Annotated in this window: 22 protein-coding genes and 1 pseudogene; 8 read left to right on the top strand and 15 right to left on the bottom strand. The window is 72.6% G+C overall.

Translation table 11 applies throughout. The annotated features are described in order from the left end of the window. Positions 1-1,380: 1,380 nt before the first annotated feature. Positions 1,381-1,854 (top strand): annotated as a pseudogene (locus IH00_RS41740) (M23 family metallopeptidase); the annotation flags it as partial. Positions 1,855-1,920: 66 nt separating this feature from the next. Here the strand turns inward: IH00_RS41740 and IH00_RS0110025 are convergent. Next, a complete protein-coding gene (locus IH00_RS0110025) occupies positions 1,921-2,784 on the bottom strand; it encodes a Cof-type HAD-IIB family hydrolase (protein WP_031071825.1) in 864 nt (287 codons plus the stop codon). Positions 2,785-2,984: 200 nt separating this feature from the next. Between IH00_RS0110025 and IH00_RS0110020 the strand changes: the two genes are divergently transcribed. After that, complete coding sequence (locus tag IH00_RS0110020) at positions 2,985-3,884, top strand: LLM class flavin-dependent oxidoreductase (RefSeq protein ID WP_031071822.1); 900 nt, start codon at positions 2,985-2,987, stop codon at positions 3,882-3,884. A 278-nt stretch (positions 3,885-4,162) separates the two neighbouring features. On the opposite strand, the gene IH00_RS0110015 is transcribed toward IH00_RS0110020, so the two are convergent. From IH00_RS0110015 to IH00_RS0110000, 4 genes are all read right to left on the bottom strand, one after another. Further along, on the bottom strand, positions 4,163-4,705 hold the full coding sequence (locus tag IH00_RS0110015; RefSeq protein WP_031071820.1) for an RNA 2'-phosphotransferase: 543 nt from the start codon (positions 4,703-4,705) through the stop codon (positions 4,163-4,165). Positions 4,706-4,839: 134 nt separating this feature from the next. Beyond that, entirely contained in the window at positions 4,840-5,775 is a 936-nt protein-coding gene (locus tag IH00_RS0110010) for a MerR family transcriptional regulator (protein WP_052411303.1), read from the bottom strand. An 80-nt stretch (positions 5,776-5,855) separates the two neighbouring features. After that, on the bottom strand, positions 5,856-7,622 hold the full coding sequence (locus IH00_RS0110005) for an SDR family oxidoreductase (RefSeq protein ID WP_031071816.1): 1,767 nt from the start codon (positions 7,620-7,622) through the stop codon (positions 5,856-5,858). Next, positions 7,619-8,464, bottom strand: a complete 846-nt coding sequence (locus IH00_RS0110000) for a M24 family metallopeptidase (RefSeq protein ID WP_031071814.1) — start codon at positions 8,462-8,464, stop codon at positions 7,619-7,621. Before IH00_RS0110000 ends, IH00_RS0110005 begins: the two co-directional genes overlap by 4 nt. 270 nt (positions 8,465-8,734) lie before the next feature. Here IH00_RS0110000 and IH00_RS0109995 point away from each other — a divergent pair, with 270 nt between their 5' ends. From IH00_RS0109995 to lpdA, 5 genes are all read left to right on the top strand, one after another. After that, entirely contained in the window at positions 8,735-9,709 is a 975-nt protein-coding gene (locus IH00_RS0109995) for an ABC transporter ATP-binding protein (RefSeq protein ID WP_031071813.1), read from the top strand. Beyond that, a complete protein-coding gene (locus IH00_RS0109990) occupies positions 9,706-10,584 on the top strand; it encodes an ABC transporter permease (RefSeq protein WP_031071811.1) in 879 nt (292 codons plus the stop codon). The genes IH00_RS0109995 and IH00_RS0109990 overlap by 4 nt, the downstream gene beginning before the upstream one ends. A 49-nt stretch (positions 10,585-10,633) precedes the next feature. After that, positions 10,634-11,545 carry an ABC transporter ATP-binding protein gene (locus IH00_RS0109985; RefSeq protein WP_031071809.1) on the top strand — a complete coding sequence of 304 codons (912 nt, stop codon included), beginning with the start codon at positions 10,634-10,636 and terminating at the stop codon, positions 11,543-11,545. Positions 11,546-11,579: 34 nt separating this feature from the next. Further along, complete coding sequence (locus IH00_RS0109980) at positions 11,580-12,299, top strand: ABC transporter permease (RefSeq protein ID WP_031071807.1); 720 nt, start codon at positions 11,580-11,582, stop codon at positions 12,297-12,299. A 115-nt stretch (positions 12,300-12,414) separates the two neighbouring features. Continuing rightward, entirely contained in the window at positions 12,415-13,818 is a 1,404-nt protein-coding gene (gene lpdA / locus IH00_RS0109975) for a dihydrolipoyl dehydrogenase (protein WP_031071804.1), read from the top strand. A 384-nt stretch (positions 13,819-14,202) separates the two neighbouring features. Here lpdA and IH00_RS0109970 read toward each other — a convergent pair whose 3' ends face one another. From IH00_RS0109970 to IH00_RS0109930, 9 genes are all read right to left on the bottom strand, one after another. Then, positions 14,203-15,015, bottom strand: a complete 813-nt coding sequence (locus IH00_RS0109970; RefSeq protein ID WP_031071802.1) for an HAD family hydrolase — start codon at positions 15,013-15,015, stop codon at positions 14,203-14,205. Beyond that, on the bottom strand, positions 15,012-16,289 hold the full coding sequence (gene serS, locus IH00_RS0109965) for a serine--tRNA ligase (RefSeq protein WP_031071800.1): 1,278 nt from the start codon (positions 16,287-16,289) through the stop codon (positions 15,012-15,014). The genes IH00_RS0109970 and serS overlap by 4 nt, the downstream gene beginning before the upstream one ends. Positions 16,290-16,919: 630 nt before the next feature. Continuing rightward, the gene (gene pheA / locus IH00_RS0109960; protein ID WP_031071798.1) at positions 16,920-17,855 is read right to left on the bottom strand and encodes a prephenate dehydratase; all 936 of its coding nucleotides are present in this window, start codon (positions 17,853-17,855) and stop codon (positions 16,920-16,922) included. Between the two features lie 28 nt (positions 17,856-17,883). After that, positions 17,884-19,128 (bottom strand): iron uptake transporter deferrochelatase/peroxidase subunit, encoded by a 1,245-nt coding sequence (gene efeB, locus IH00_RS0109955; protein ID WP_031071796.1) that lies wholly within the window; start codon positions 19,126-19,128, stop codon positions 17,884-17,886. Positions 19,129-19,135: 7 nt separating this feature from the next. Further along, positions 19,136-21,418: a copper resistance protein CopC gene (locus IH00_RS38885; protein ID WP_031071794.1), complete on the bottom strand. Its 2,283-nt coding sequence runs from the start codon at positions 21,416-21,418 to the stop codon at positions 19,136-19,138. A 22-nt stretch (positions 21,419-21,440) separates the two neighbouring features. Then, on the bottom strand, positions 21,441-21,902 hold the full coding sequence (locus tag IH00_RS0109945; RefSeq protein ID WP_031071791.1) for a copper chaperone PCu(A)C: 462 nt from the start codon (positions 21,900-21,902) through the stop codon (positions 21,441-21,443). Then, on the bottom strand, positions 21,899-22,585 hold the full coding sequence (locus tag IH00_RS0109940; RefSeq protein WP_052411327.1) for an SCO family protein: 687 nt from the start codon (positions 22,583-22,585) through the stop codon (positions 21,899-21,901). Before IH00_RS0109940 ends, IH00_RS0109945 begins: the two co-directional genes overlap by 4 nt. Positions 22,586-22,631: 46 nt before the next feature. Continuing rightward, a complete protein-coding gene (locus IH00_RS0109935; protein WP_052411302.1) occupies positions 22,632-23,399 on the bottom strand; it encodes a YcnI family copper-binding membrane protein in 768 nt (255 codons plus the stop codon). 80 nt (positions 23,400-23,479) lie between these two features. After that, positions 23,480-24,301 carry a hypothetical protein gene (locus IH00_RS0109930; protein ID WP_039946700.1) on the bottom strand — a complete coding sequence of 274 codons (822 nt, stop codon included), beginning with the start codon at positions 24,299-24,301 and terminating at the stop codon, positions 23,480-23,482. A gap of 191 nt (positions 24,302-24,492) precedes the next feature. On the opposite strand from IH00_RS0109930, the gene IH00_RS0109925 reads away from it, so the two are divergent. Further along, positions 24,493-24,933 (top strand): ATP-binding protein, encoded by a 441-nt coding sequence (locus IH00_RS0109925; RefSeq protein ID WP_031071783.1) that lies wholly within the window; start codon positions 24,493-24,495, stop codon positions 24,931-24,933. Positions 24,934-25,137: 204 nt separating this feature from the next. Here IH00_RS0109925 and IH00_RS0109920 read toward each other — a convergent pair whose 3' ends face one another. After that, entirely contained in the window at positions 25,138-26,595 is a 1,458-nt protein-coding gene (locus IH00_RS0109920) for an aminopeptidase P family protein (protein WP_031071781.1), read from the bottom strand. Between the last annotated feature and the right edge of the window lie 34 nt (positions 26,596-26,629).

Raw genomic sequence — 26,629 nt, 5'->3', positions numbered from 1 at the left:
CGACGCCGACGGCGTCACCATCCCTGCATGGTTCTCCGTCACGGCCCGGTCCCTCACCCCGCGCGGCGGCCGCTGCTCGCGCTGACGGTGGCGGTGCTGTGCGTCCTGCTCCCCCCACCGCCCCCCGCGACCGGACACGACCGGGCCGACGGGCCCCTCGGTGTGGGGGCGGAGGTGGCGCGGCTGTTCGAGGAGGCGGGCCGGGCGACCGAGGCGTACGAGCAGGGCCGGCGCGCGGCGGACGCGCAGCGCCGTACCGCCGTACGGCTCCAGGAGAAGCTGACCGGGAAGCGACGGGAGCTGGCGGTCCTGTACGACCGGGTCGGCGAGGTGGCGCGGGTGCAGTACCGCGGTGGCAACTCGCTGGCCCTGACCGCGCGGCTGCTCCTGGCCGAGGACCCGGAGGCGGTGATGACCGCGCAGCGGGTCGCCGGGCAGGCGGCGCGCTCCGTGAACCGGCTGATGGAGCAGGCCCGTACCGCCGCGCAGCACCTGGCGCTCGCCGAGGTGGACGCGCGGGCCGCCTGGCACGACCTGGAGTCCCGCACGGCCCGGCTCGCCGTGGTCAAGCGGGGCATCGAGACGCGGCTGGCGGAGGCGCAGCAGCGGTTGCACGCGGAGGCTGAGCGCAGCGTGGCGGCGGGCCGGTGCCGGGAGTCGGTACGGCTGCGCCTCCCGGACGGCGGGGTGGCCGGGATGGCGGGTGCGGACGGTGATGGCGGAGGTGCTGGGACCGGTGGAACCCGTGGGTCCGGGGGTGGGGCCGTTGGGACCAGTGGGGTCGCGGTGGCAGGAGGCAGGAGCGGCGGCAAGGGCGCGGTTTCCGGAAAGACGGGAGCCTCGGAGAAGCCGGGGGCTCCAGGGAGCGCAGGGACCCGGGGGAAAGCAGGGGCTGAGGGGAAGCCCGGGAGCCCCGGTAAGTCGGGAGCCGGCGGTAAGTCGGGAGCCGGTGGCAAGTCCGGGGCCCACGGGAAACCCGGAGCCCCCGGAAGGCCAGGGGCCGGCGGTAAGTCCGGAGCCTCCGGCAAGTCCGGGGCCCACGGGAAACCCGGAGCCCCCGGAAGGCCAGGGGCCGGCGGTAAGTCCGGAGCCTCCGGCAAGTCCGGGGCCCACGGGAAACCCGGAGCCCCCGGAAGGCCAGGGGCCGGCGGTAAGTCCGGAGCCTCCGGCAAGTCCGGGGCCCACGGGAAACCCGGAGCCCCCGGAAGGCCAGGGGCCGGCGGTAAGTCGGGGACCGGCGGTAAGTCCGGCGCCTCCGGGAAGTCCGCGGGCCTGGAGAGGCGGGGCAAGGGCCGGGAGGCCGTCGCAGCCGGGAGTGCCGGGGCCGCCGCGAAAGCCGGGGCAGCAGCCACCGCGGGAGCCGCGGGCCCGACCGGTTCCTCGGCGGCGGCGGCGACAGCGGCACCCGGCACCGCGGGACCTGACCGTTCCGCGGTCGGCGGGCCCCCCTGGGTGGCGCCCGTGGAGCGGTACCGGCTGTCGGCCCGGTTCGACAGTGCGGGCGCGCACTGGGCCCGGCGGCACACCGGGCAGGACTTCGCGGTGGACCTGGGCACACCGGTGCGGTCGATCGGCGCCGGGCGGGTGCACTCCGTGTCCTGCGGTGGCGCGTTCGGCATCGAGGTCGTCGTACGGCACGACAACGGCTGGTACTCGCAGTACGCGCACCTGGCAGCGCCCGCCGTGGTCGGTGGGCAGCGGGTGCGTACCGGTCAGTGGATCGGCCAGGCGGGGACCACGGGCAACTCGACGGGGCCGCACCTGCACTTCGAGGTGCGGCTGACGCCGTACCTCGGCTCCGGGGTGGACCCCGCGCGCTGGCTGCGCGAGCACGGGGTGCGGCTGCACGGGTGACCCTCGGCGGTCGGGCACGCAGCGCCGGCCGCAGCCACAGCCGCGACCTCGGTGCGGCGGAGTGTCCTAGCGGCCGATCGCCAGGATGTCCTCGATGACCACGGCGACGCCGTCGTCGTTGTTGGCGACGGTACGGCCGGAGGCGGCGGCGACGACGTCCGGATGGGCGTTGCCCATGGCGTACGAGCGACCCGCCCAGGACAACATCTCGATGTCGTTGGGCATGTCCCCGAAGGCCACGACCTCGTCGGCGGAGATGCCGCGTTCGGCGCAGCACAGGGCGAGGGTGCTGGCCTTGGACACGCCCAGGCCGCTGATCTCCAGCAGCGCCGTGGGGCTCGACCGGGTGATGGCGGCGCGGTCGCCCACCGCCGTCCGGGCCAGGGCGAGGAAGCCGTCCGGGGTGAGTTCGGAGTGGTGGGCGAGCACCTTGAGAACGGGCGCGCCGGTGCCGGGCTCCTCCTCGTGCAGCAGCTTCTCGACGGGTGCGACGGTGGCGATCCCGTCCATGAAGAGCGGGACGTACTCCGGCTCGTGGTGGAAACCGGTGGTGAACTCCACCGCGAAGGCCGTGCCGGGTGCTTCCCTGCGCAGGGCCCGTACGACGTGGAGGGCGGCGTCCCGCTCCAGGGGGCGGACCTCCAGCATCCGGCCTCCGGCGTGCAGGTCGACGACAGCGGCGCCGTTGGCGCAGATCGCCAGCCCGTGGCCGTGGACGTGGTCGGCCACGGCGTCCATCCAGCGGGCCGGACGGCCGGTGACGAAGAAGACCTCGATGCCCGCTTCCTCGGCGGCGGCGAGCGCGGCGACCGTACGGTCCGAGACCGATTTGTCGTCGCGCAGCAGCGTGCCGTCCAGGTCGGTGGCGATCAGCCGGGGACGTGGACGTGCCGTCGGCTGCGGTCGGGGAGAGGTCGCTGAGAAGGTCACCCCCTCATTCTCCCGCACCCCGGTGCACACCCGTGTGGCCTTGCGCACATGTGAGCCACCGGGAATGGCCGGGAACGGGCCACGTCGCGCCACGCAGTGGCCACGCACGGGCCATGTCGCGGCCCTGTCCTCGTCGGCCGCGGGCATTCCGGGGCGCCGGACCGGCCGGGGATGTCCGCGGCGCCGCGTAGGGTCGGCACATGCGCTTGAGTACCGTGATCCTTCCGTTCCGCCGCTGGCGTGAGGGCGGCCGTGACGCCTGGCTGCGGGCCGAGCAGCTCGGTTTCCACGCCGCGTACACCTACGACCACCTCTCGTGGCGTGTGCCCTTCCGTGACGGTCCCTGGTACGGCGCGGTGCCGACGCTGACGGCCGCGGCCGGAGCGACGGAGCGCATACGGCTGGGCACGCTCGTCACCTCGCCGAACTTCCGCCACCCGGTCACGCTCGCCAAGGAGCTGATCTCGCTCGACGATCTCTCCGGTGGGCGGATCACCCTGGGGATCGGTGCGGGCGGCATGGGGTTCGACGCGACGGCGCTCGGACAGGAGCCGTGGTCACCGCGTGAGCGCGCCGACCGCTTCGCCGAGTTCGTGCCGCTGCTCGACCGGCTGCTCACGGAGGACACCGTCACGCACGAGGGCCGGTTCTACTCGGCGCACGAGGCGCAGAACATCCCCGGGTGCGTGCAGCGGCCGCGGCTGCCGTTCGCCGTGGCGGCGACGGGCCCGCGCGGGCTGAAGCTGGCTGCCAGGCACGGCCAGGCGTGGGTGACGACCGGTGACCCGAAGATCGCGGAGACGGGGACGCCCGAGGAGTCGCTGGAGGCGCTGCGCGGCCAGCTCGGCAGGCTCGGCAAGGCGTGTGCGGAGGCGGGGCGGGACGCGGCCGAGCTGGACAAGGTCCTGCTGACCGGCTTCACCCCGGAGGGCAGCGCGCCGCTGGAGTCGCTCGACGCCTTCGTCGACTTCGCGGGCCGGCACCGGGAACTGGGCTTCACCGAGATCGTGGTCCACACGCCGATCCCCGAGACGCGGTTCGCCGCCGATCCGGTGGTCTTCGAGCGGATCGCGACGGAGGCACCGGCCCAGCTCGCCTAGCGGGCGCCGCGCCCGCTGCACGCTCGGCGCCTGGCTGCGAGCGGGGTTGCGCCGGTGCGTGCCCTCGGGCTGCGCAGTCCCGCACGCGCCGCGCCACGCAACCTGAGCCGCGCAGGCCCGCCCGCGGTGCGCCGCGCACCCTGAGCCGCGCAGTCCCGCACCCGCCGCGTTGCCGCTTGCTGAACGCGCCGGCCCGCACCCACCGCGCCGCCCGCCTCCCCCGCCGCGTCGCGGGCCGCGGCCGGTCCGCACCCGCCGCGTAGGCCGGTGCCGGGCCCTCAGCTCGGAAAGCGCAGGTACGCCGGGGGCACGGTGTCGGTGAGCCAGACGCCGTTGGCCGTGACGTGGAAGACATGGCCGTCGCGGTGCATCGCGCCCGCGTCGACGGACAGCACCACGGGCCGGCCGCGGCGTGCCCCGACGCGGGTCGCGGTCTCCCGGTCCGGGGACAGGTGGACGTGGTGACGGGCCATGGGGCGCAGGCCCTCGGCACGGATCGCGGGCAGGGCGTGGGCGACCGTGCCGTGGTAGAGGTACGCGGGCGGTTCCGCCGGCGGCAGGTCGAGGTCCACGTCGACCGTATGGCCCTGGTTGGCGCGGATCCGCTCGCCGTCGATCGTGAAGCGCCGCTTGTCGTTGACGGCGACGACGTGCTCCAGTTCGGCACGGCTGATGCGCATGCCGTGTTCCGCGGTGGCCCGCAGCAGATCGTCGATCGCGACCCAGCCGTGCGGGTCGAGTGCGAGCCCGATCCGCTCGGGCTGGTGGCGCAGGTGTTTCGACAGGTACTTCGACACCTTCACGGTGCGTCTGTCGTCCATGTCCTTCATGCTCGCAGCGTGTCAGGGATCACGCACTCGGCGCCATGGAAATTCCCCGCGACAGGTTTGGTCCACAACTAACTGGTGTTATCCACAGGGGAATTGACGATTCTGTGGACAACCAGCCTTGGTTCTCAAGGCTTTTGCCCAGCCTCACCCCGCGGGACGGGGTTTGCCGTCAGGGCGTCCAAGGTCCGTGCGTGCAGCTCGCGTTCGGTGGCAGCGGTGATGAACGCCGACGCGTTCTCCGGCCCGACGAGCTGATGAACGGCCCGGATCGTCGCGGCGGGCAGGGTCACGGAGCGCGACTTGTCGTCCTGCGGTGGCGGAGTGCCGGGTGCGAGGTGTTGCTGCAGGTGCCGGGTGGCGATCGTCCGCATGGCGCGGGCGAGTTCGGCGTCCACCGTCTGCTGGGCGAGCGGCCGCAGCCGCCGCACCATCGTCGCCGCCTCCGCCGCGTCCGCGTCCGACGGCGGGCGGTGCTCCAGGTAGCGCGCGAAGACGTGCTCCGTGGTGAACTCCAGGAAACGGTTGGCTATGTGCTCCACCTGGCCGCGAAGTTCCCGCAGATGACCGGAGATCGCGAGCAGGGGCACCCCGGCCGCGTACAACTCGGCCGCCACGGACAGCTCTTGCGGACTCGGGACCAGGAACTCGTCGTCGCGTCCCGGGATGCGCTCCAGCACGCCGAGCTCGATGGCCTCCTCCACGGCCTGCTCGTCGGTGGTGCCGCCGAAGGTGGCCTCCAGCTCGGCGCGCGTGATCCGGTCCGCCTCCTCGTCCGTCCACGGGCCGTCCACCTCGGCGACCAGCCCGAGGACGCCGCCCAGACCGCGGCCGGCGTCCCACGCCTCCAGCAACTCCTTGATGGAGGCGAGGGTGTAGCCGCGGTCCAGCAGGTCGGCGATCTGGCGCAGCCGGGTCAGGTGGGCGGTGCCGTACACGTTCGACCGGCCCCGCCGCTCCGGTTTGGGCAGCAGGCCACGGTCCTGGTAGGCGCGGATGGTGCGGACCGTGGCGCCGCTGAGATGCGCCAGGTCCTCGATCCGGTACTCGTCCCGCTCGTCCACGCCCGCTCCCTGCTGCCCTGTCTGCCCCGATGTGCGCTCCCCTGTGCGGGGGATCGTACGTCGCCTGCCTGACGACCGGGCTACACAGGGGGCTTCAGCCGGGCGATGGCCCGCAGACTCCGCGGGGCGATGCGGGACAGCAGGTACGCCCCGCGGGCCTCCGGGGTGACCGGTACCACTGCCTCGTTGCGCACCACGGCGCGCAGGATCGCGTCGGCGACCTTCTCCGGCGGGTAGTTGCGCAGCCCGTACAGCCGGGCGGTCTTCCGCTGCCTCCGGCTCTCCTCCTCCGCCGACGCCCCGGCGAAGTGCGCTGTCGCGGTGATGTTGGTGTTGACCAGGCCCGGGCATATCGCGGTGACCCCGATGCCCCGGCCGGCCAGTTCGGCGCGCAGGCACTCGCTGAGCATCAGCACCGCCGCCTTCGAGGCGCTGTACGCGGGCAGCACGCGCGACGGCAGGAAGGCCGCGGCCGACGCGGTGTTGACGATGTGGCCGCCCTGCCCCCGGTCGGCCATCTGCCGGCCGAAGACGCGGCAGCCGTGGATGACGCCCCACAGGTTGACGTCGAGGACCTTCTTCCAGTCCTCGCTCGTGGTCTCCAGGAACGAGCCGGACATGCCGATCCCGGCGTTGTTCACCAGGACGTCCACGACGCCGTACTCGGCGGCGACCTTCTCGGCGAGCTTCTCCATCGCCTGCTCGTCGCCGACGTCCACCACCTCGCCCCACGCCTCGGGCGCCCCGATCAGCCGGGCCAGCTCGGCCGTCCGGTACGCGCCCTCCGCGTCCCGGTCGACCGCCACGACCCGGGCGCCCGCCTCGGCGAACGCGAAGGCGGTGGCCCGCCCGATGCCGCTGGCCGCGCCCGTGACCAGCACGAGCTGCCCGCCGAACCGGTCGGCGTGGCGCCGCCCCGAGGCGACCGGAGCCGGCAGCTCGCCGCCCTGCTCCTCGTGCGCCGACACGAACTCGGAGATCCACGCGGCGAGCTGGTCCGGCCGGGTCCGCGGCACCCAGTGCCTGGCCGGCAGCGTCCGGCGCACCAGCTGCGGGGCCCACCGCGCCAGCTCGTCGTAGAGCCGCTCGGACAGGAAGACGTCACCGGTCGGGGTGATCAGCTGCACGGGCGCGTGGGCGTACGCGTCAGCACGGGGACGCCGCAGCCGTGCCCTGACGTTGTCCCGGTACAGCCAGGCGCCGTGCGCCGCGTCGACGGGCAGCGACGGGGTCGGGTAGCCGTCGTCCGGCACCTTCTCGATGCGGCGCACGATCGACGGCCAGCGCTTGCCGAGCGGCCCGCGCCACAGCGCCTCGGGCAGTACGGGCGTGTGGAGCAGGTAGACGTACCAGGACTTGGCGCCCTGGCCGAGGAGCTGGCCGACCCTGCGCGGGGTGGGCCGGGACATCCGCTGCTTGATCCAGTGCCCGAAGTGGTCCAGGGACGGCCCGGAGATCGAGGTGAAGGACGCGATGCGGCCCTCGGTGCGACCGACCGTGACGAACTCCCAGGACTGCACCGAACCCCAGTCGTGGCCGACCAGGTGCACCGGCCGGTCCGGGCTGACCGCGTCGGCGACCGCCAGGAAGTCGTCCGTCAGCTTCTCCAGCGTGAACCCGCCGCGCAGCGGTTTCGGCGCGGTGGACCGGCCGTGGCCCCGCACGTCGTACAGCACGACGTGGAAGTGGCCGGCGAGCCGGGCGGCGACCTCGGACCACACCTCCTTGGAGTCCGGATAACCGTGGACGAGCACCACGGTGGGCCGCCCGGCGTCGCCCAGCTCGGCGACGCACAGCTCGATGCCGCCCGTACGGACCCAGCGCTCCCGCGCGCCTTGCAGACTCACGCTTCCTCCGCCCAGCGCCGCACGTGCGGCAGATCGTCGTCCAGCCAGAACGCACTCTGCTCCGGGTCCCGGGAGTCCGTGACGACCAGGAGCTCTTCGAACTTCGCACCCGTACCCCGGAACCCGAGGTGCGGCTCGACCGCCCACAGCCCCGGCCGCGGCGGGTGGTCGGAGAACCGGTACGGCGACCACAGCGGCGACCATCCCTCCCGGTGGCCGTGCAGGGCGTCGCTCGCCAGTCCCCTGAGCGCCTGCGTGCCGAACCCGAAGAGCGTCGGCGACCAGCGGCGCTCCTTGACCCGGTCCACCTTGTGGGCGATCACGCCGAAGGGGTACGCGCGGTGCCGGTTGGCGTACCCCTGCCGCACCATCAGCCGGTCCACGTCCTCGTAGATCTCCCGCAGCGGGCGGCGCTCGCGCACCTCGCGCAGGATCAGCTCCCGGTGTGCGCGCAGGTCGGCGAGCAGCCGGTCGTGGACGGGGTTCAGCCCGAGGCAGCCCGAGTAGCCGATGTCGGCGGTGAAGCCGTTGTGGACCGGGGCCATGTCGAGGATGAACGGCATCCCCGCCTCCAGCCGCCGGTCGGTGGGGAAGAACTGCAGCGGTACCCGGAAGTTCACGAACGCCGTGCGGTCGCCGAACCAGGCGAACGGACGGTGGAACCAGTCCCGCACGCCCCGTTCGCGGAGCCACTCGCGCTGCATCCGCGCCGCCTCCCGTTCGGTCACGCCCGGTTTGAGCTGCGCGGCGACGGCCTCCGCGCACGCGTAGGCCAGGCGCTGCACCTCCCTGAAGCCGCGCAGCTCCTCCGTGGTGCGTACGGCCGTCCCGACAGAACCCATGCCACCCCGTCCGTCCCGTGTGCGGAAATGCTCCACCCGCCCGTAACTTGACACTGATGAATGTGACAATGCCCTGCGGCTGAGTCAAGGGTCGTGCACGCTCTGTGGATGACGCGGCAGGACGCCCCGGGTGACCCTCAGGTTCCGCCGCCCGGACCCGACCCCAGGAGGTCTCCCCCTACGGGCCCGTACGCCTGGAGTCGGACACGGATCCAGCCGCCAGGTCTGACGACCGCTGTGGTGTGCGCCACTACCGTCGATGACGTGACTGTGATCGCGACCGAAAGCCTCAGCAAGCGGTTCCCCCGGGTGACCGCTCTCGACCGGCTCTCCCTGGACATCGGGCCCGGTGTGACCGGACTGGTGGGTGCCAACGGAGCCGGCAAGTCCACCATGATCAAGATTCTGCTGGGCCTGTCCCCCGCCACCGAGGGCCGCGCCGAGGTCCTCGGCCTCGACGTCGCCACCAGCGGCGCCGCCATCCGTGAGCGGGTCGGCTACATGCCCGAGCACGACTGCCTGCCGCCCGACGTGTCGGCCACCGAGTTCGTCGTCCACATGGCGCGCATGGCCGGCCTGCCGCCCACCGCGGCCCGGGAGCGCACCGCCGACACCCTGCGCCACGTCGGCCTGTACGAGGAGCGCTACCGGCCCATCGGCGGCTACTCGACCGGCATGAAGCAGCGTGTGAAGCTCGCGCAGGCCCTGGTCCACGACCCGAAGCTGGTGCTCCTCGACGAGCCGACCAACGGCCTGGACCCGGTCGGCCGCGACGAGATGCTCGGTCTGATCCGGCGCGTGTACACGGACTTCGGCATCTCGGTCCTGGTCACCTCGCACCTGCTCGGCGAGCTCGAACGCACCTGTGACCACGTCGTCGTCATCGACGGCGGCCGGCTGCTGCGCTCCAGCTCCACCAGCGACTTCACCCGGATCACCACCACCCTCGCGGTCGAGGTGACCGACACGGACACCCACCCCGACGGCACGGCAGCCCTGCGCAAGGCGCTCACCGCCGCCGGAATCACCCTCCACGCGGGCGTGGAGGACGGTCTGCCGGGCGCGGGGCACATCCTGCTGCTGGAGGCGACCGGCGAGGAGACGTACGACCTCGTCCGTGACACCGTCGCCGGCCTCGGCCTCGGTCTCGTCCGCATGGAACAGCGCCGCCACCACATCGCCGAGGTCTTCCGCCCGGGCACCGAAGCGGCCGCCGCCCAGTCCCTGGAGGTGCAGGCCCGATGAGTGCCGAAACCCGCATCCACAACATCGGCTACCGCAACTACGACGGGCCGCGCCTGGGCCGCGCCTACGCGCGCCGGTCGCTGTTCTCGCAGTCGCTGCGCGGCGCGTACGGACTGGGCCGCAGCGCCAAGTCCAAGGTGCTGCCGATGATCCTCTTCGCGGTGATGTGCGTCCCGGCGCTGATCGTCGTGGCGGTGGCCGTCGCCACCAAGCTCAACGAGCTGCCGCTGGAGTACACCCGGTACGCGATCTTCACCCAGGCCGTCATCGGGCTGTTCCTGGCGGCCCAGGCGCCGCAGTCGGTCTCGAGGGACCTGCGCTTCAAGACCGTCCCGCTGTACTTCTCCCGCCCCATCGAGCGCGTCGACTACGTGCTCGCCAAGTACGGCGCGATGGCGTCGGCGCTGTTCGTCCTCACCGCGTCGCCGCTGCTCATCCTCTACATCGGGTCTCTGCTGGCGAAGATGGACTTCGCCGACCAGACCAAGGGCTTCGCACAGGGGTTGGTCTCCGTGGCGCTGCTGTCACTGCTCTTCGGCGGGATCGGGCTGGTACTGGCGGCGCTGACGCCCCGCCGCGGCTTCGGCGTCGCCGCCGTCATCGCCGCCCTCACCATCTCGTACGGCGCCGTCACCACCCTCCAGGCCATCGCCTGGAGCACCGACTCGCTGGACGCCGTCCCGTGGCTCGGCCTGTTCTCCCCCGTCACCCTCGTCGACGGCGTGCAGACCGCCTTCCTGGGCGCCACGTCGTCCTTCCCGGCCGAGGCCGGACCGGGCGCCGGCGCCGGCGCGGTGTACCTGCTGGTCGTCCTCGCGCTGATCGCCGGCTCCTACGGCGTCCTGATGCGCCGCTACCGAAAGGTCGGGCTGTGAGCTCCCACTCGTCACCCATCACCACCCTTCCGGGGAAGGGGCTGCGCCCATGAGCACTCTCCACATCGAGCACGCCTCACGGTGGTTCGGCAACGTCGTCGCCGTCAATGACGTCACCATGACCATCGGTCCCGGTGTGACGGGCCTGCTCGGCCCCAACGGCGCCGGGAAGTCCACCCTGATCAACATGATGGGCGGCTTCCTCGCCCCCTCCACCGGCACCGTCACCCTGGACGGCGAACCGATCTGGCGCAACGAGTCCGTGTACCGGCGGATCGGCGTCGTACCGGAGCGCGAAGCGATGTACGACTTCCTCACCGGCCGCGAGTTCGTCGTCGCCAACGCGGAACTGCACGGCCTGGGCGCCGCCGAGGCGCAACGCGCCCTCGCCACGGTCGAGATGGAGTACGCGCAGGACCGCAAGGTCGCGACGTACAGCAAGGGCATGCGCCAGCGCGTGAAGATGGCGTCGGCGCTGGTGCACGAGCCGTCGGTGCTGCTGCTGGACGAGCCGTTCAACGGCATGGACCCGCGCCAGCGCATGCAGTTGATGGACCTGCTGCGGCGGATGGGCGCGGAGGGCCGCACGGTCCTGTTCTCCTCGCACATCCTGGAGGAGGTCGAGCAGCTCGCCTCCCACATCGAGGTGATCGTCGCCGGACGGCACGCGGCGAGCGGCGACTTCCGCCGCATCCGGCGCCTGATGACCGACCGTCCGCACCGCTACCTCGTGCGGTCCAGCGACGACCGGGCGCTGGCCGCCGCGCTGATCGCCGACCCGTCGACGGCCGGCATCGAGGTGGACCTGGCGGAGGGCGGACTGCGCATCCAGGCCGTGGACTTCGGGCGGTTCACCGAACTGCTGCCGCAGGTCGCCCGCGCGCACTCGATCCGGCTGCTGACGGTCTCGCCCTCGGACGAGTCCCTCGAGTCCGTCTTCTCGTACCTCGTCGCGGCCTGAGCGCCACCGCGCCGGCCTGAAGGGACCCTCGACCATGTACAACCCCACCGTCGCCCGGCTCACCTACCGGGCGCTGCTCGGCCGCCGCCGGGCCGCGATCCTCTTCGTCCTGCCCGGGCTGCTGCTGCTCATCGCGGCCGCCGTCCGCGGCTTCAACGGTGCCGACGACCAGATCGCCGCTGACGTCCTCGGCGGTTTCGCGCTCGCCACCATGGTGCCGCTGATCGGCGTCATCGCCGGAACGGGCGCGATCGGGCCGGAGATCGACGACGGTTCGATCGTCTACCTGCTCGCCAAGCCGGTGAAGCGGCCCACGATCATCCTCACGAAGTTCACCGTGGCGGTCGCCGTGACCATGGTCTTCTCGGCGGTGCCGACGTTCCTCGCCGGGATGATCCTCAACGGCAACGGCCAGCAGGTGGCGGTGGCGTACACCATCGCGGCGCTGGTGGCCTCGATCGCGTACAGCGCGCTGTTCCTGTTGCTGGGCACGGTCAGCCGGCACGCCGTCGTCATCGGGCTGGTGTACGCGCTCGTGTGGGAGGCGCTGTTCGGTTCGCTCATCGCCGGGGCGCGCACCCTGAGCGTGCAGCAGTGGGCGCTGGCGGTCGCCGAGAAGGTCAGCGGGGAGGGCCTGGTCACCTCGGACGTCGGCCTTCCGGTGGCGACGGTGCTGCTGGCGGGGGTGACGGTGGCGGCGACCTGGTACGCGGGCCGCAAGCTGCGGGCGCTGACGCTGGCCGGGGAGGAGTAGGGCGTACGTCTCACCGTCGGCGGGCGGCTCCTCCCCGGGATTACTGTGGGCACGGGCGCGACCACCCGGCACGGCCCGTACGACTCGCACGCACTCACAACCTGGGGAGCAAGCCATGTCAGACCGCTTCGACGTCGTCGTACTCGGAGCAGGCCCCGGCGGATACGTCGCCGCCATCCGCGCCGCCCAGTTGGGCAAGCGGGTCGCGGTGGTCGAGGAGAAGTACTGGGGCGGTGTCTGCCTGAACGTCGGCTGCATCCCCACCAAGGCGCTGCTGCGCAACGCCGAGCTGGCGCACCTGTTCACGCACGAGGCGAAGACGTACGGCATCAAGGTCGACGGGCAGGTGTCCTTCGACTACGGCGAGGCGTTCCGGCGCAGCCGCACGGTCGCGGACGGCCGAGTCAAGGGCGTCCACTTCCTGATGAAGAAGAACAAGATCACGGAGTTCACCGGCCGGGGCACCTTCCTGGACGCGAACACCCTGCAGGTCGCGCTGAGCGACGGCGCCACGACCACGATCTCGTTCGACCACTGCATCATCGCGACCGGCGCCACCCCGCGCCTGCTGCCCGGCACGCGGCGCAGCGAGCGGGTCGTCACGTACGAGGAGCAGATCGTCAGCCAGGACCTGCCGCGCTCCATCGTGATCGCGGGCGCGGGTGCCATCGGCATCGAGTTCGCGTACGTCCTGCACAACTACGGCGTGAAGGTCACCATCGTCGAGTTCCTGGACCGGATCGCGCCGCTGGAGGACAAGGACGTCTCGGCGGAGCTCGCGAAGCAGTACCGCAAGCTCGGCATCGACGTGCTGACGTCGACGCGGGTCGAGTCGATCGACGAGTCCGGCCCGCAGGTGCGGGTGACGGTCACCGGCAAGGACGGCACGCAGCAGGTCCTGGAGGCCGACAAGGTGCTCCAGGCGATCGGCTTCGCGCCGAACGTCGAGGGGTACGGCCTGGAGAACACGGGCGTCAAGCTCACCGAGCGCGGCGCCATCGACGTCGACGGGCGTTCGCGCACCTCCGTGCCGCACATCTACGCGATCGGTGACGTGACGGCGAAGCTGATGCTCGCGCACACCGCCGAGGCGATGGGTGTCGTGGCCGCCGAGACCCTCGCGGGCGCGGAGACGATGGAGCTCGACTACCCGATGATCCCGCGGGCCACGTACTGCCAGCCGCAGATCGCCAGCTTCGGCTGGACCGAGGAGCAGGCGCGCGAGAAGGGCTTCGACGTCAAGGTCGCGAAGTTCCCCTTCATGGCGAACGGCAAGGCGCACGGACTGGGTGACACCACGGGCTTCGTGAAGCTGATCAGCGACGCCACGTACGGCGAGATCATCGGCGCGCACCTGATCGGTCCGGACGTGACGGAGCTGCTGCCGGAGCTGACGCTGGCCCAGCAGTGGGACCTGACCGTGCACGAGGTGGCGCGGAACGTCCACGCCCACCCGACGCTGGGCGAGGCGGTCAAGGAGGCCGTGCACGGACTCGCCGGCCACATGATCAACTTCTGAACCACGCGTCCCGTACGCGGACGACGGCGCGGCGCCCCGGTTATTCGGTGGCGCCGCGCCGTGCGTCCCGGCACATTGATGAGGCACCGCTCACACGGGACCGGGGTGGAGAACGGCGTGAACGGGGAGAGTACGGGCACGTCGGGCTCCCAGCAGGGCAGCGCGCGGTGCCGCGCACCGGAGCAGTCACGACCGCTCCGTGTGCCGCCCGCGGCCGACTGCCCGGGGGCGGCCGCTTCGAGCGCGCGATTCTTCGCGCGGGCCGCCCCTCCCGTGGTGCGGTTCCGGCCTCGCGGCGCACGGGCTCCGAACGCCGGCCCGCGAACGGCTTCCCGCGAGCGCCCGCCCGCGAGAAGCTCGGGCCGGCCCGCCCCGCGGCGCGGGTCAGGCCGTCGGGCTCAGCAGGGACTCCAGGACCACGGCGATGCCGTCGGCGTCGTGGGAGGCGGTGATCTCGTGGGCCACGGCCTTCAGGTCGTCGTGGGCGTCGGCCATGGCGACGCCGTGCGCGGCCCAGGCGAACATGGGGATGTCGTTCGGCATGTCGCCGAACGCGATCGTGTCCGTGGACTTCAGGCCCAGGCGGCGGGCCGCGAGGGACAGGCCCGTCGCCTTGCTCAGGCCGAGCGGCAGGAGTTCCACGACGCCGGGTCCCGCCATCACCACGTCCACCAGGCCGCCGGCCGTCTCACGGGCGGCGAGCGCGAGGGCGTCGTCGTCCAGGACCGGGTGCTGGATGTAGACCTTGTTGAGCGGGGCGGACCACAGCTCGGCGGGGTCCTCGTACGGCACGTGGGGCAGCGGGCCCTCCTGGACGCGGTAGCCGGGGCCGACGAGCACGTCGCCGTCGAGGCCGTCACGGCTCGCGGCGATGGCCAGCGGCCCGACCTCCGCCTCCAGCTTCGCCAGGGCGATGCCCGCGAGCTGGCGGTCGAGGGTGACGGACGTCAGCAGGCGGTGTTCGCCCGCGTGGTACACCTGCGCGCCCTGGCCGCAGACGGCGAGGCCGTCGTAGCCGAGGTCGTCGAGGATGTGGCGGGTCCACGGGACGGCACGCCCGGTGACCACGATGTGCGCGGCGCCCGCCGCCGTCGCGGCGGCGAGCGCGTCACGCGTGCGCTGCGAGACCGAGCCGTCGGTGCGCAGCAGCGTGCCGTCGAGGTCGGTCGCGATCAGCTTGTAGGGGAAGGGAGTCACTTGGAGAGGGGCTCCAGAACCTCGCGACCGCCCAGGTAGGGGCGCAGGACCTCCGGGACCCGGACCGAGCCGTCCGCGAGCTGGTGGTTCTCCAGGAGGGCGACGATGGTGCGCGGGACGGCGCACAGCGTGCCGTTCAGGGTGGCGAGCGGCTGGACCTTCTTGCCGTCGCGCAGGCGCACCGACAGGCGGCGGGCCTGGAAGCCGTCGCAGTTCGACGCGGAGGTCAGCTCGCGGTACTTGCCCTGCGTGGGGATCCACGCCTCGCAGTCGTACTTGCGGGAGGCCGAGGCGCCCAGGTCGCCCGAGGCCACGTCGATCACCTGGAAGGGCAGCTCCAGGGAGGTGAGCCACTGCTTCTCCCACTCCAGGAGCCGCTGGTGCTCGGCCTCGGCGTCGTCGGGGGCGACGTACGAGAACATCTCGACCTTGTCGAACTGGTGCACGCGGAAGATGCCGCGCGTGTCCTTGCCGTAGGTGCCGGCCTCGCGGCGGAAGCACGGCGAGAAGCCGGCGTACCGCAGGGGCAGCTTGTCCGCCTCGATGATCTCGTCCATGTGGTACGCGGCAAGGGGCACCTCGGACGTGCCGACGAGGTAGTAGTCGTCCTTCTCCAGGTGGTACACGTTCTCCGCGGCCTGGCCGAGGAAGCCGGTGCCCTCCATGGCGCGCGGCCGGACCAGCGCGGGGGTCAGCATCGGGATGAAGCCGGCCTCCGTGGCCTGGGCGATCGCCGCGTTGACGAGGGCGAGCTCCAGCAGCGCGCCGACGCCGGTGAGGTAGTAGAAGCGCGAGCCGGACACCTTCGCGCCGCGCTCCACGTCGATGGCGCCCAGCGCCTCGCCGAGCTCCAGGTGGTCCTTGGGCTCGAAGCCCTCGGCGCCGAAGTCGCGGATGGTGCCGTGCGTCTCCAGGACGACGAAGTCCTCCTCGCCGCCGACCGGTACGTCGGGGTGGACGAGGTTGCCGAGCTGGAGCAGCAGCCGGCGGGTCTCCTCGTCGGCCTCGTTCTGCTCCGCCTCCGCCGCCTTGACGTCCGTCTTGAGCTGCTCGGCCTTCTGCAGGAGCTCGGCACGCTCTTCGGGGGACGCCTTGGGGATCAGCTTGCCGAGCGCCTTCTGCTCGGAGCGGAGTTCGTCGAAGCGGACGCCGGACGACCTGCGCCGCTCATCGGCGGAGAGCAGGGCGTCGACGAGCTCGACGTCCTCTCCACGGGCGCGCTGGGAGGCGCGAACACGGTCGGGGTCCTCACGGAGCAGGCGAAGGTCAATCACCCCACCAGGCTACCGGTGCGCACTCGGCCCACCCCACTTGATAGGGCCGCACGTTCCTCTTTGACCGCATTGCCGGAATTCGGAATGCTGCCGATAAAGCGCAGCCGCTGTGCGCGGGGGCATTCCATTCCCCGGAATTGGCGCTTCCGGGCCGCCTCCGGGTGGTCCGGGAGCCGTGCGAAGGCCTGTCCTGACCGGACTCCCGCGGGACGTTGTCCACAGGAGTTCCCTGTGCGCGAAAGTTATCCACAGACTGTGCGGAAGGTCTGTGGATGCAGAAGAGGATCATCCCGAAAGCCGTAATGGAACCACAGGATTCGCTGGTCAAACCTGCCGAGCGCGCTCATTCGGGTGGGAATTCCTCCCTCTAAGGGGGCGATCCGGTGAATGAGGGTGACGAGGGGCGACATGCCGTCCTGTGGGCGGCCCTAGGGCGACTGGGGTGATTTGTCGACGTTGGCGAGCTGTGTCACCTCCGCCATGTCGACTTGTCCCCAGGTCGAGAAGCGGCCCTGTGGATAACTCTGTGGGAATCGCCGACCCGACGGCTGTGCGCCCAGGCCCCGCCGGTACGGGGCCTACCACAGGACCGCGCCCACGGCCTCCCCCCGGGGCGCGCCCGCGCCTTCCTCAGGGACGCCCGTCCAGGCAGCGCCCCAGCCAGTCCGAGGCCGCCGTGAAGTCCTCGTCCGACGTCCCCGGCCGCGGCGGGACCACATCACCGGACGACACGCCCGCCCGCGGGTACGAGCCGAGGAACCGCACCTTCGCGCAGATGCGCTTCAGGCCCATCAGTGCCTCGCCCACGCGCCGGTCGGCGATGTGGCCCTCGGCGTCGATGGCGAAGCAGTAGTTGCCGATGCCCGCGCCCGTCGGACGCGACTGGAGCAGCATCAGGTTCACGCCGCGGGCCGCGAACTCGTGGAGCAGCTCCAGCAGCGCACCCGGGTGGTCCTCGCGCTGCCAGATCACGATCGAGGTCTTGTCCGCGCCCGTGGGCGCCGAAGGCCGGGCCGGCCGGCCCACCAGCACGAATCGCGTCTCCGCGTTCTCGGCGTCGTGGATCTCGGTGACCAGGGCCTCCAAGCCGTACGTCGCCGCCGCGAACACGCCCGCGAAGGCCGCGTCGTACCGCCCCTCCTGCACCAGCCGCGCGCCGTCCGCGTTGGATGCGGCCGACTCCCACACCGCCTCCGGGAGGTGGGTCCGCAGCCAGTTGCGCACCTGGGGCTGCGCGACCGGGTGGCCGGTCACCGTCTTGACGTCGGACAGCTGCGTGCCCGGCCGTACCAGCAGGGCGAACGCGATCGGCAGCCGCACCTCGCGGTAGATCATCAGCGGCTCGCCCGCGGCCAGTTCGTCGAGCGTCGCGGTCACCCCGCCCTCGACGGAGTTCTCGATCGGTACGAGGGCGGCGGCGGCCTCCCCGTTCCGCACTGCGTCGAGCGCCGCGGGCACGGAGACCATCGGCACCAGTTCGCGCGTGGCGGCTTCCGGGAGCGTACGCAGGGCGGCTTCGGTGAAGGTGCCCTCGGGACCGAGATACGTATAGCGAGTCGCCGACATATTGGTCACCTTAGTCCGCACTCCGGCCCTACGACTCCAGGAGCCGCTGACCCACGTACTCGCCCCGGGACGGGCCGCCCGGCACCGCGAAGAGGCCGCTCGACTCGTGCCGGATGAAGGGCGACAGCGCGTCCCCGCGGTCCAGCTTGCGCTGCACCGGCACGAAGCCGCGCAGCGGATCGGCCTGCCAGGCGATGAACAGCAGACCCGCGTCCGGCGTCCCGTCCGGCCCGATCCCGTCGTGGAAGGAGAACGGCCGCCGCAGCATCGCCGCCCCGCCGTTCTGCTCCGGCGCCGAGATCCGGGCGTGCGCGTTGTCGGGGATGACGGGCCTGCCGTCCGGGCCCGTCCTGTCCAGGTCGAGCTCCGTCGTCTCGCTGCCGCCGGTCAGCGGCGCGCCGTCCGCCTTGCGGCGCCCGATGACCTGCTCCTGCCGGTGCAGGGACAGCTTCTCCCAGTCGTCCAGCAGCATCCGGATCCGGCGGACGACGGCGTACGACCCGCCCGCCATCCACGGCTGCGGACCGCCCGCGGGGACGAAGATCCGCTCGTCGAAGTCGGGTTCGGACGGCTTGGGGTTGCGGGTGCCGTCGACCTGGCCCATCAGGTTGCGCGCGGTCATCGGGTGCGCGGTGGCACCCGGCGAGCGGTTGAAGCCGTTCATCTGCCAGCGCACCCGGGCCGCCGCGCCCGCCTCCTTCTGGATCGTGCGCAGCGCGTGGAAGGCGACGAGCGCGTCGTCCGCCCCGATCTGCACCCACAGGTCGCCGCCCGAGCGCTTCGGGTCCAGCCGGTCGGACGAGAAGGGCGGCAGCGGGTCCAGCTCCGCCGGCCGCCGCGCCACCAGGCCCGTGCGGTCGAAGAAGGAGGCGCCGAATCCGAAGGTGACCGTCAGCGAGCACGGCCCGGCGTCCAGGGCGACGCCCGTGTCCCCGTCACCGGCCGGCCTGCCCGCCATCAGCAGCTCGGCCGCCGCCGACCAGCGGCGCATCAGCGCGGCCGCCTCCTTGCGGCCGGCGCCCGGCGCCAGGTCGAAGGCGACCAGGTGGCCGCGGGCCTGGAGCGGCTGGACGATGCCCGCCTGGTGGGCGCCGTGGAACGGCACGGCGGTGGAGCCGACCGTGGCCAGGGCCCCGCCCGCGGGGGCCGAGGAGCTGGTGGCGGCGTAGGCGGCGGCGCCGCCGGCCGCGCCCAGCAGGACACCGGTCGCGCCGGCCGCGCCGACGGTGCCCAGCAGGGCCCGCCTGGAGATGTCGAGGTTGTCGGTGCTCACGGTCAGGTCAGCCGATCTTCACGTTCTTGTCGATGGTGGTCTGGTCGAAGTCCGAGGTGCGGACGGTGATCCTGATGGTCCACTCGCCGGGCATCGGGATCTGGAGCCGCTCGGAGCTGTAGTGCCCGGTCGCGACACGGTCCGGGGTGATCGGCAGCGGGCCGATCCGCTGGGCCTCGAGGGTGAAGGACACCTTGAGCTCGGGGACGTCGAGGCGCCGGCCGTTCGCGCCGTCCACGAACACGTGCAGCGCGTTCGTGCCGGAGCGGCCGGGGGCGAGGGTGAGCCGCACCGTGCCCTTGCCGCCGCGGCCGCCGGTGTCGAAGGGCAGCGTCAGGTCGACGGGCCGGTCCGGTACGGCGGTCGAGGGCGCCGATTGTGCACGGGCGGCCTCCTGTTCCGTACGGCCGGGCTCGGTCGTGGTCAGTACGGTCGTGACGGCCAGCAGCACCACGGCGACGCCCGCCTCGGCGAGGACCGAGCGCCGCAGCCCGGCCCGCCCGGGGTCGGCGTCGCGTGCGCGCTTCCTGCGGGCGGCGGCGAGGGCGGCCTGCTGACGCGCGAGCTGCGCGGCCCGCTCCTGGGGAACCTCGTCCGGCCCGGCGACCGGTTCCCCGGCATCCGCGGGTCCCTGGGCGTCCGCCGGCTTTCCGACCTCTGCCGGTTCCTCGGATTCTGCCGGCGGATCCTCGGCTTCCGCCGGCTTTCCGGCTCCGGTCGGCTTTGCAGCGTCCGCCGGTGCTTCGGCCTTCGCGTCCGTGGGCGTGGTGGCTGCTGGTTCCGCTTCCTCCGTCGGCTTTCCGGCCTCTGCCGGCTCGTCGGCGTCCGCCGGATTCCCGGCTTCCGCCGGTTCCTCGGTGTCCGCCGGTTTCCCGGCTCCGGTCGGCTTTTCGGCGCCCGCCGGTGCTTCGGCCTTCGCGTCCGCGGGCGTGGTGGCCGCTGGTTCCGCTTCCTCCGTCGGCTTTCCGGCGACTGCCGGTCCCTCGACCTTCGCCTCCGCGGGCGCGGCGACCGCCGCCTCCGTCGCCACCGCAGGCGCGGCGACTGCCGGTGCCGTCTCCGCGAGGCCCCGCGTCCACCGCCGCGAGATCCACGCGACGGCGACGAGCACGGCGACCAGCGCCACCTTGATCAGCAGCAGCCGGCCGTACGCCGTGCCGGTCAGCGCCGACCAGGAGCCGACCTGCCGCCACGACTGGTAGATGCCGGTCGCGGCGAGGACGGCCACGGACCCGAACGCGACCCGCGAGAACCGCCGTACCGCCGTCCGCTCGATCGACGGCTCGCGGTGGAGGGCGACCAGCAGCGCCGCCAGGCCGCCGAGCCAGGCCGCCATCGCCAGCAGGTGCAGGACGTCGACGGGCATCGCGATGCCCGGCTGGAGCCCGGCCGAGGCGTGCTCGGAGAGCGCCCAGGTGCCGGCGATGCCGGCGGCGATCACCGAGCCGCCGAGGGCCAGACCGAAGGTGAGGTCCTTCTTCTCGGCCTCCTCCCGCCTGGTCCAGGCGCCGAAGAGCACCGCCACGAACAGCGCCGCGGCGCCCAGCAGCAGCAGCCGGGAGACGAGCGCGGCCCCGGTCTTGGTCTCCAGGACCGCGCCGAGCGAGCCGAGCCCGAAGTCCAGCCCGGTGTAGGGCCCGCGCAGCAGCAGGAGCGCCAGCGTGGCCGCCGTCAGCGCCACCCAGCCGCGGGAGACGAGGCGCTGCACCGGCCGTACCGCCGCCCCGCGCGGCCAGCAGGCCAGCACGAACGCGGCGCCGCCCACCAGCAGGATGAAACCGGCGTAGGAGACGTAGCGCGCGATCCCGTACAGGACGCCGACGGCGCCGCCACCGGCCTCCTGCCGCGGCAGGGCGACGGTCGTCTTCGACGGCGCGCCGATGGAGAAGGTGAACGCGCCGGCGATCGGGTGGCTGTCGGCGGAGACGGCACGCCACGCGACGGTGTACGTGCCGTCCGGCAGCCCGGCGCGCAGGGCCACGCCGTACTTGACCACCGATCCGGCGCACAGGTCGCGCAGTTCACCGGTGTCGGCGCGCGCGCCGCTCGGTTCGAGCACCCGGATCGCGTCGTCGCCCAGGGCGATCTGCTCCGAGAACGTGAGCGTGACGCCCTTGGGCGCGGTGGCGACCACCGCCCCGTCCTTCGGGTCGCTCCCGGTCAGCGCGGCGTGCGCGGACGCGGGGGCGGCGCCGGTGAACAGCGCGCCGAGCAGCACGGCCGCGACGAGCAGCAGCCGCGGAACCGTGGACAGGGCGGTGACGAGGCGCGGGGCGGTGGTGGCTGTCATGGTGTGTCGGTCCCCCAAGTGCCTAGTGGTGCGCCGGGTTGTGGGTCGCCGCTTCGACCGGCAGCTCCACCGTGATCGGGTCCGACTTCTCGAAGCGCAGCTCGACGGTGACCTTGTCGCCCTGCTTCGGCTTGCGCTTGATGTCCATGAACATGATGTGGTTGCCGCCGCGTTCGAGCTTCAGCGCTCCCCCCGCGGGGATGTCGAAGGACTTCACCTGCCGCATCTTCTGGTCCTTCGTCTCGTGTATCTGGACGTCGTCGGAGAGCGGGCTGGTGACGGAGGTCAGCTTGTCGGCCTCGCCGCCGTCGTTGGTCACGGTGAGGAAGCCGCCGGCCATGTCGCCCACGGGCTGCGGCATGAAGGCACCGCTGACCGTGAGCTCCGGCTTCTCCTCCCCGGCCGAGCAGCCGCCCAGCGCCAGGGTGCCGGCCAGGGCCATGACGCCGGCCAGCGCGATGAGGGGGGTACGGCGGCGGGTCACGGGTTCTCCCCCTTGACGATCTTCGGAAGGTCCTTGGCGTACGTCTCCCAGGGGGTGCTCTCCCCGTACAGGACGTAGCCCTGGTCGGTCGTGGGCGAGAAGGCGATCACCTGGGCGCCGTGCATGGAGACGACCGAGCCGTTCTTCTCCTTCTTCGGCGGGTCGATGCCGATGCCCATCTGGCGGGCGCCCGCCTGAATGGTCGGGAAGTCGCCGGTGAGGCCGATGAAGGAGGGGTCGCCGGCACCGGGCAGCCACTTGGCGAGCTCGGCGGGGGTGTCCCGCTCCGGGTCGGTGGTGACGAAGACGACCTGAAGCTTGTCCTGGTCGGCCTTGGGGAGCTTCTTCTTGGCGATGGCGATGTTGCTCATCGTCAGCGGGCAGACGTCCGGGCAGTGGGTGTAGCCGAAGTAGATCAGCGTCGGCTTGCCCTTGGTGCGCTCGCGCAGGTCGTACGGCTTGCCCTGGGTGTCCGTCAGGACGAGGTCCGGCTTGGTGAAGGGCCGGTCCAGTACGGTCCCGGCCTCGTCCTGCGGGGCTCCGGCGGAGACCTCGGCGACGGGGCTGCCGCCGGCCGGGGTGTCCTCACCGTTGCACGCGGACAGGGTGAGCGCCGACGCGGCGACGAGCGCCGCCGCGATCAGCGGGGTGCGCCGGGCCCGGCGGGGCCGCGCGGCGCGCATCAGCTGGTACATGGGTTCTCTCTCAGGGGTGGGGCGGGCGGGGCCGTCAGGCCGAGGTGCCGGAGGAGTCCGGGGAGCCGGGGCGGCGGCGCCCGGCGAGGACGCCGAAGGCGACACCCGCGGCGCCGACGAGGATGCCGGCGACGCCGAGGACGCGGGCGGTCGTGTCACCGGAGCCGTCCGCGGCCTGCTCGGCCCCGTCGTCGTGGCCCTTGGCGGCGGTCTTGGCGTGGTCCTTCTTCCCGCCGGACGTGGCGGCGGCGCCGTGGTGGTCGTCCTTCGCGGCGGACAGCTTCAGCACGGGGGCGGGGGACTCGGGCTCCTCGGCGCCGTCCTTCGGCTCCTCGATCCAGCGGACGACCTCCTTGTTGTCGTACGTCTGGAGGGCCTTGAAGACGAGCTCGTCGGTGTCCTCGGGGAGCCGGCCGAGCGAGACCGTGAACTGCTGGAACTCACCGGGCGCGATCTTCGAACCGTCCGCGGTCCAGGTGATCTTCGTGGCGGCCTCGGTGATCCGCTTGCCGTGCACCTCCAGCGGCTGGGCCAGCTTGGCCTTGGTGACCTGGGCCTTCCAGCCCGGGAGCGGCTGCGTGGAGACGGAGGCGAGAGGGTGCTCGGCCGGGAGGGAGACCTCCAGCTTCACGGTCGAGGCGTTGTCGCGCTCGTTCGGCACCTTGAAGCTGACGGTCGCGTAACCGCCCTTGGCCGCCTCGCCCTGCGGCTGCACGCTGACGTGCGCGAAGGCGGTCCCGGACAGCAGGACGACGGACGAGAGAGCGGTGCCGCCGGCGAGGGCGATGCGGGAAACGTTCATCACGGAACACTCCACGGAGAGGGGACGTCGGTGTGTGCGCACGGGCGCACCACGGCACCACTCCCGTCGAGTGGGCCGTGTCAGGCGGCGAGTACGTATACGGCCGGCGGGCCGCGCCTGATCACCGTGTGGAGGAGTGCGTCCGTCGCGGCGGGCGGCGGCGGGTCGTCGTCGGTACGCGGCGGCCGCGGCCCGCCCGCGGGCAGCGCGGGCAGCCCGGCGACGAGGGCGCGTACGAGGACGAGGGCGGCGCGCAGGGACCGGACGAGCGCCGCGTCGGCGACGTCCGCCGCGCCCTGCGCGGAGAGGCCGGAGAGCTTCAGCAGCGCGAGGTCGCCGCGCCGCAGCAGCCAGCCGGTCACGAGAGCGGCCAGCAGGTGGCCGAGGACCATGGGGAGGCCGGGCCACAGCCCGGCGGGCTCGGCGAGGTGACCGGCGTGGACCGCGTGGGACGCGGACTGCGCCGCGGCCGGGTCGAGGCCCGCCGTGACGATGATCCGGTGGGCGTCCGCGGGGCTGAGCGAGCTTGCGCCGGCCCCGCACACCAGCTTGGCGGCCGTGCGGATCAGCGCGTCGTCCGCCTGGGGACCGACACCGACCGCGAGGTGCTGCCGCTGGCCGAGCCCGAACAGTACGTGCAGGGCGAGCTGCCCGCCCGCCAGCGTGGCCGCGATCGCCGGCAGGGACCGCTGCCGTCCGGCGAACGGCAGGGTGACGGTGAGGACACCGAGGAACCCGAGGACCAGCGTCCACCACGGGACGGCCGCGCACGCGGCGAGCACGTGTCCGGTCCCGGACAGCACGACGCAGACCGCGGCGAACACCGCGGCCCTCAGCAGCCGCGGTGCGGCATGCGAGGAGGCATGCGGCGCGGCGGGCGGTGCGTCGGGGAGGGCAGACATGGCCGGGCCATCATCGCACTGCGCCCGTGAGCCCCATACGGCAGGTCCGGAAGATGCCCTTTGCGACATACACCGGCGTACGGGCTACGCACATCCGCCGAATGAGGGGTTGGGCGTCAACGCAGCGCTTACGACCGCCCGCGCAGGGCAATACGAAACGATATGTCGAGCCGCAGCCAGGAGGCTGGAGCATGAGCATCTGGTGGTCACTCCACTTGCGGCGCGAGGCTGCGAGCGTTCCGCTCGCCCGTCGCCTCCTCCTCGGCACCATGGAGACCGCCGGAGTCGACCCGGAGATCTCGTACGACCTGTCCCTCGCGCTGAGCGAAGCCTGTGCGAACGCGGTCGAGCACGGCGCCGGGGACGGCTCCGCCGAGTACCGGGTGACCGCGTACCTGGACGGTGAGAAGTGCCGTATCGAGGTGGCGGACTCGGGCCCGGGATTCCCCGCGGGCCCGCTGCGCCCGCCCCGCAGAGCCACTCCCGAGGCCGAGCATGGCCGGGGACTGAGCCTGATCGAGGAACTGGCCGACCACGTCCACATCGGCAACAGATCGGGGCGTGGGGGCGCGGTGGTGAGCTTCGACAAGATCGTGAAGTGGAAGTCCGACGCCCCGCTGGTGGCGTCCTGACCCCGGCCCCCTGACCACGGCCCCGTCCCGGCCTCCCGGACAACGGCCCTGTCCCGGCCCCCTGACCCTCGGCCCCTGACCCCGGCCTCCCTGACCGCGACCCCGTCCCGGCCTCCCGGACGACGGCCTCCGTCCCGGCTTCCCGGACACCGAGGGGGTGGCAGCCCTCCGGCTCCCACCCCCTCGCACGCCCGGCGCGGCGCGTCAGCCCTGCAGGCCGGCCATCCACGCCTCGACCTCGTCCGACCGGCGCGGCAGCGCGGCCGAGAGGTTCCGGTTGCCGTCCTCGGTGACCAGGATGTCGTCCTCGATGCGGACGCCGATGCCGCGGTACTCCTCCGGCACCGTCAGGTCGTCGGCCTGGAAGTACAGGCCGGGCTCGACGGTCAGGCACATGCCCGGCTCCAGCACGCCGTCGACGTACGCCTCCGTCCGCGCGGCCGCGCAGTCGTGGACGTCCATGCCGAGCATGTGGCCGGTGCCGTGCAGCGTCCAGCGGCGGTGCAGGCCCAGCTCCAGGACCCGCTCGACCGGGCCCTCGACGAGGCCCCACTCGACGAGCTTCTCGGCGAGGACGCGCTGCGCCGCGTCGTGGAAGTCGCGGAAGACGGCGCCCGGCTTCACCGCCGCGATGCCGGCCTCCTGGGCCTCGTACACCGCGTCGTAGATCTTGCGCTGCAGGTCGCTGAAGCGGCCGTTGATCGGCAGCGTCCGCGTCACGTCCGCGGTGTAGAGGGTCGTGGTCTCCACGCCCGCGTCGAGCAGCAGCAGGTCGCCCGGGCGCACCGGGCCGTCGTTGCGCACCCAGTGCAGCGTGGTGGCGTGCGGGCCGGCCGCGCAGATCGAGCCGTAGCCGATGTCGTTGCCCTCGACGCGGGCGCGCAGGAAGAAGGTGCCTTCGATGTACCGCTCGCTCGTGGCCTGCGCCTTGTCCAGGACGCGTACGACGTCCTCGAAGCCGCGCGCGGTCGACGCGCACGCCCGCTCCAGCTCGCCGATCTCGAAGGCGTCCTTCACCAGACGCGCCTCGGAGAGGTACACCCGCAGTTCCTCGTCGCGCTCGGCGGTGACCTTGTCGGTCAGCGCGGCCTCGACGGCCGCGTCGTGCCCGCGCACGACACGCACCGGGCCGGTGGCCCCGCGCAGCCGCTCCGCCAGCTCGCGCACGTCCTTGGCGGGGATGCCGAGCCGCTGCTCGGACTCGGTCAGCGAGTACCGGCGGCCGACCCACAGCTCGCCCTGGCCGTCCAGCCAGAACTCGCCGTTCTCCCGGTCGGACCGCGGCAGCAGGTGGACCGTGGCCTCGTGGCCCTCGCCCGTGGGCTCCAGCACCAGGACGCTGTCGTGGGTGTGGTCGCCGGTCAGGTAGGCGTACTCGGTCGACGGCCGGAAGGCGTACTCCGTGTCGTTGGACCGGGTCTTCAGGTTGCCCGAGGGGATGACCAGGCGCTCACCGGGGAAGCGCCGGGACAGCGCGGCGCGCCGGGCGGCGGTGCGGTCGGCCTGCGGGATCGGCTCCAGGTCGCGCAGCTCCGTGTCGGCCCAGCCGGTCTTCATGTTCTCGGCGAGCTCGTCGGACACCGCCGGGTACAGGCTGTTCTTGCGCTGCTTGATCGGCTCCTCAGCTTCGTCCGGGGTCTCCGGCGTGAGCTCTTCGGCCACGGGTCCGCCTCCTGTTGGTACGACCTGTTTGGTA

The sequence above is a fragment of the Streptomyces sp. NRRL S-118 genome (assembly GCF_000716335.1).
Taxonomy (GTDB): Bacteria; Actinomycetota; Actinomycetes; order Streptomycetales; family Streptomycetaceae; genus Streptomyces.
The sequence above is the reverse complement of the archived record's forward strand: the minus strand, read 5'-3'. Positions and strand labels throughout refer to the sequence as shown.

Coding starts and splice junctions, on each gene's coding strand:
- IH00_RS38885 (WP_031071794.1), bottom strand. CDS start 21,418: ATGACAGCCACCACCGCCCCGCGCCTCGTCACCGCCCTGTCCACGGTT.
- IH00_RS0110020 (WP_031071822.1), top strand. CDS start 2,985: ATGCGCTTGAGTACCGTGATCCTTCCGTTCCGCCGCTGGCGTGAGGGC.
- IH00_RS0109990 (WP_031071811.1), top strand. CDS start 9,706: ATGAGTGCCGAAACCCGCATCCACAACATCGGCTACCGCAACTACGAC.
- IH00_RS0110015 (WP_031071820.1), bottom strand. CDS start 4,705: ATGGACGACAGACGCACCGTGAAGGTGTCGAAGTACCTGTCGAAACAC.
- IH00_RS0109930 (WP_039946700.1), bottom strand. CDS start 24,301: ATGTCTGCCCTCCCCGACGCACCGCCCGCCGCGCCGCATGCCTCCTCG.
- IH00_RS0109980 (WP_031071807.1), top strand. CDS start 11,580: ATGTACAACCCCACCGTCGCCCGGCTCACCTACCGGGCGCTGCTCGGC.
- IH00_RS0109925 (WP_031071783.1), top strand. CDS start 24,493: ATGAGCATCTGGTGGTCACTCCACTTGCGGCGCGAGGCTGCGAGCGTT.
- IH00_RS0109940 (WP_052411327.1), bottom strand. CDS start 22,585: ATGCGCGCCGCGCGGCCCCGCCGGGCCCGGCGCACCCCGCTGATCGCG.
- IH00_RS0109935 (WP_052411302.1), bottom strand. CDS start 23,399: ATGAACGTTTCCCGCATCGCCCTCGCCGGCGGCACCGCTCTCTCGTCC.
- IH00_RS0109985 (WP_031071809.1), top strand. CDS start 10,634: ATGAGCACTCTCCACATCGAGCACGCCTCACGGTGGTTCGGCAACGTC.
- lpdA (WP_031071804.1), top strand. CDS start 12,415: ATGTCAGACCGCTTCGACGTCGTCGTACTCGGAGCAGGCCCCGGCGGA.
- pheA (WP_031071798.1), bottom strand. CDS start 17,855: ATGTCGGCGACTCGCTATACGTATCTCGGTCCCGAGGGCACCTTCACC.
- IH00_RS0110000 (WP_031071814.1), bottom strand. CDS start 8,464: ATGGGTTCTGTCGGGACGGCCGTACGCACCACGGAGGAGCTGCGCGGC.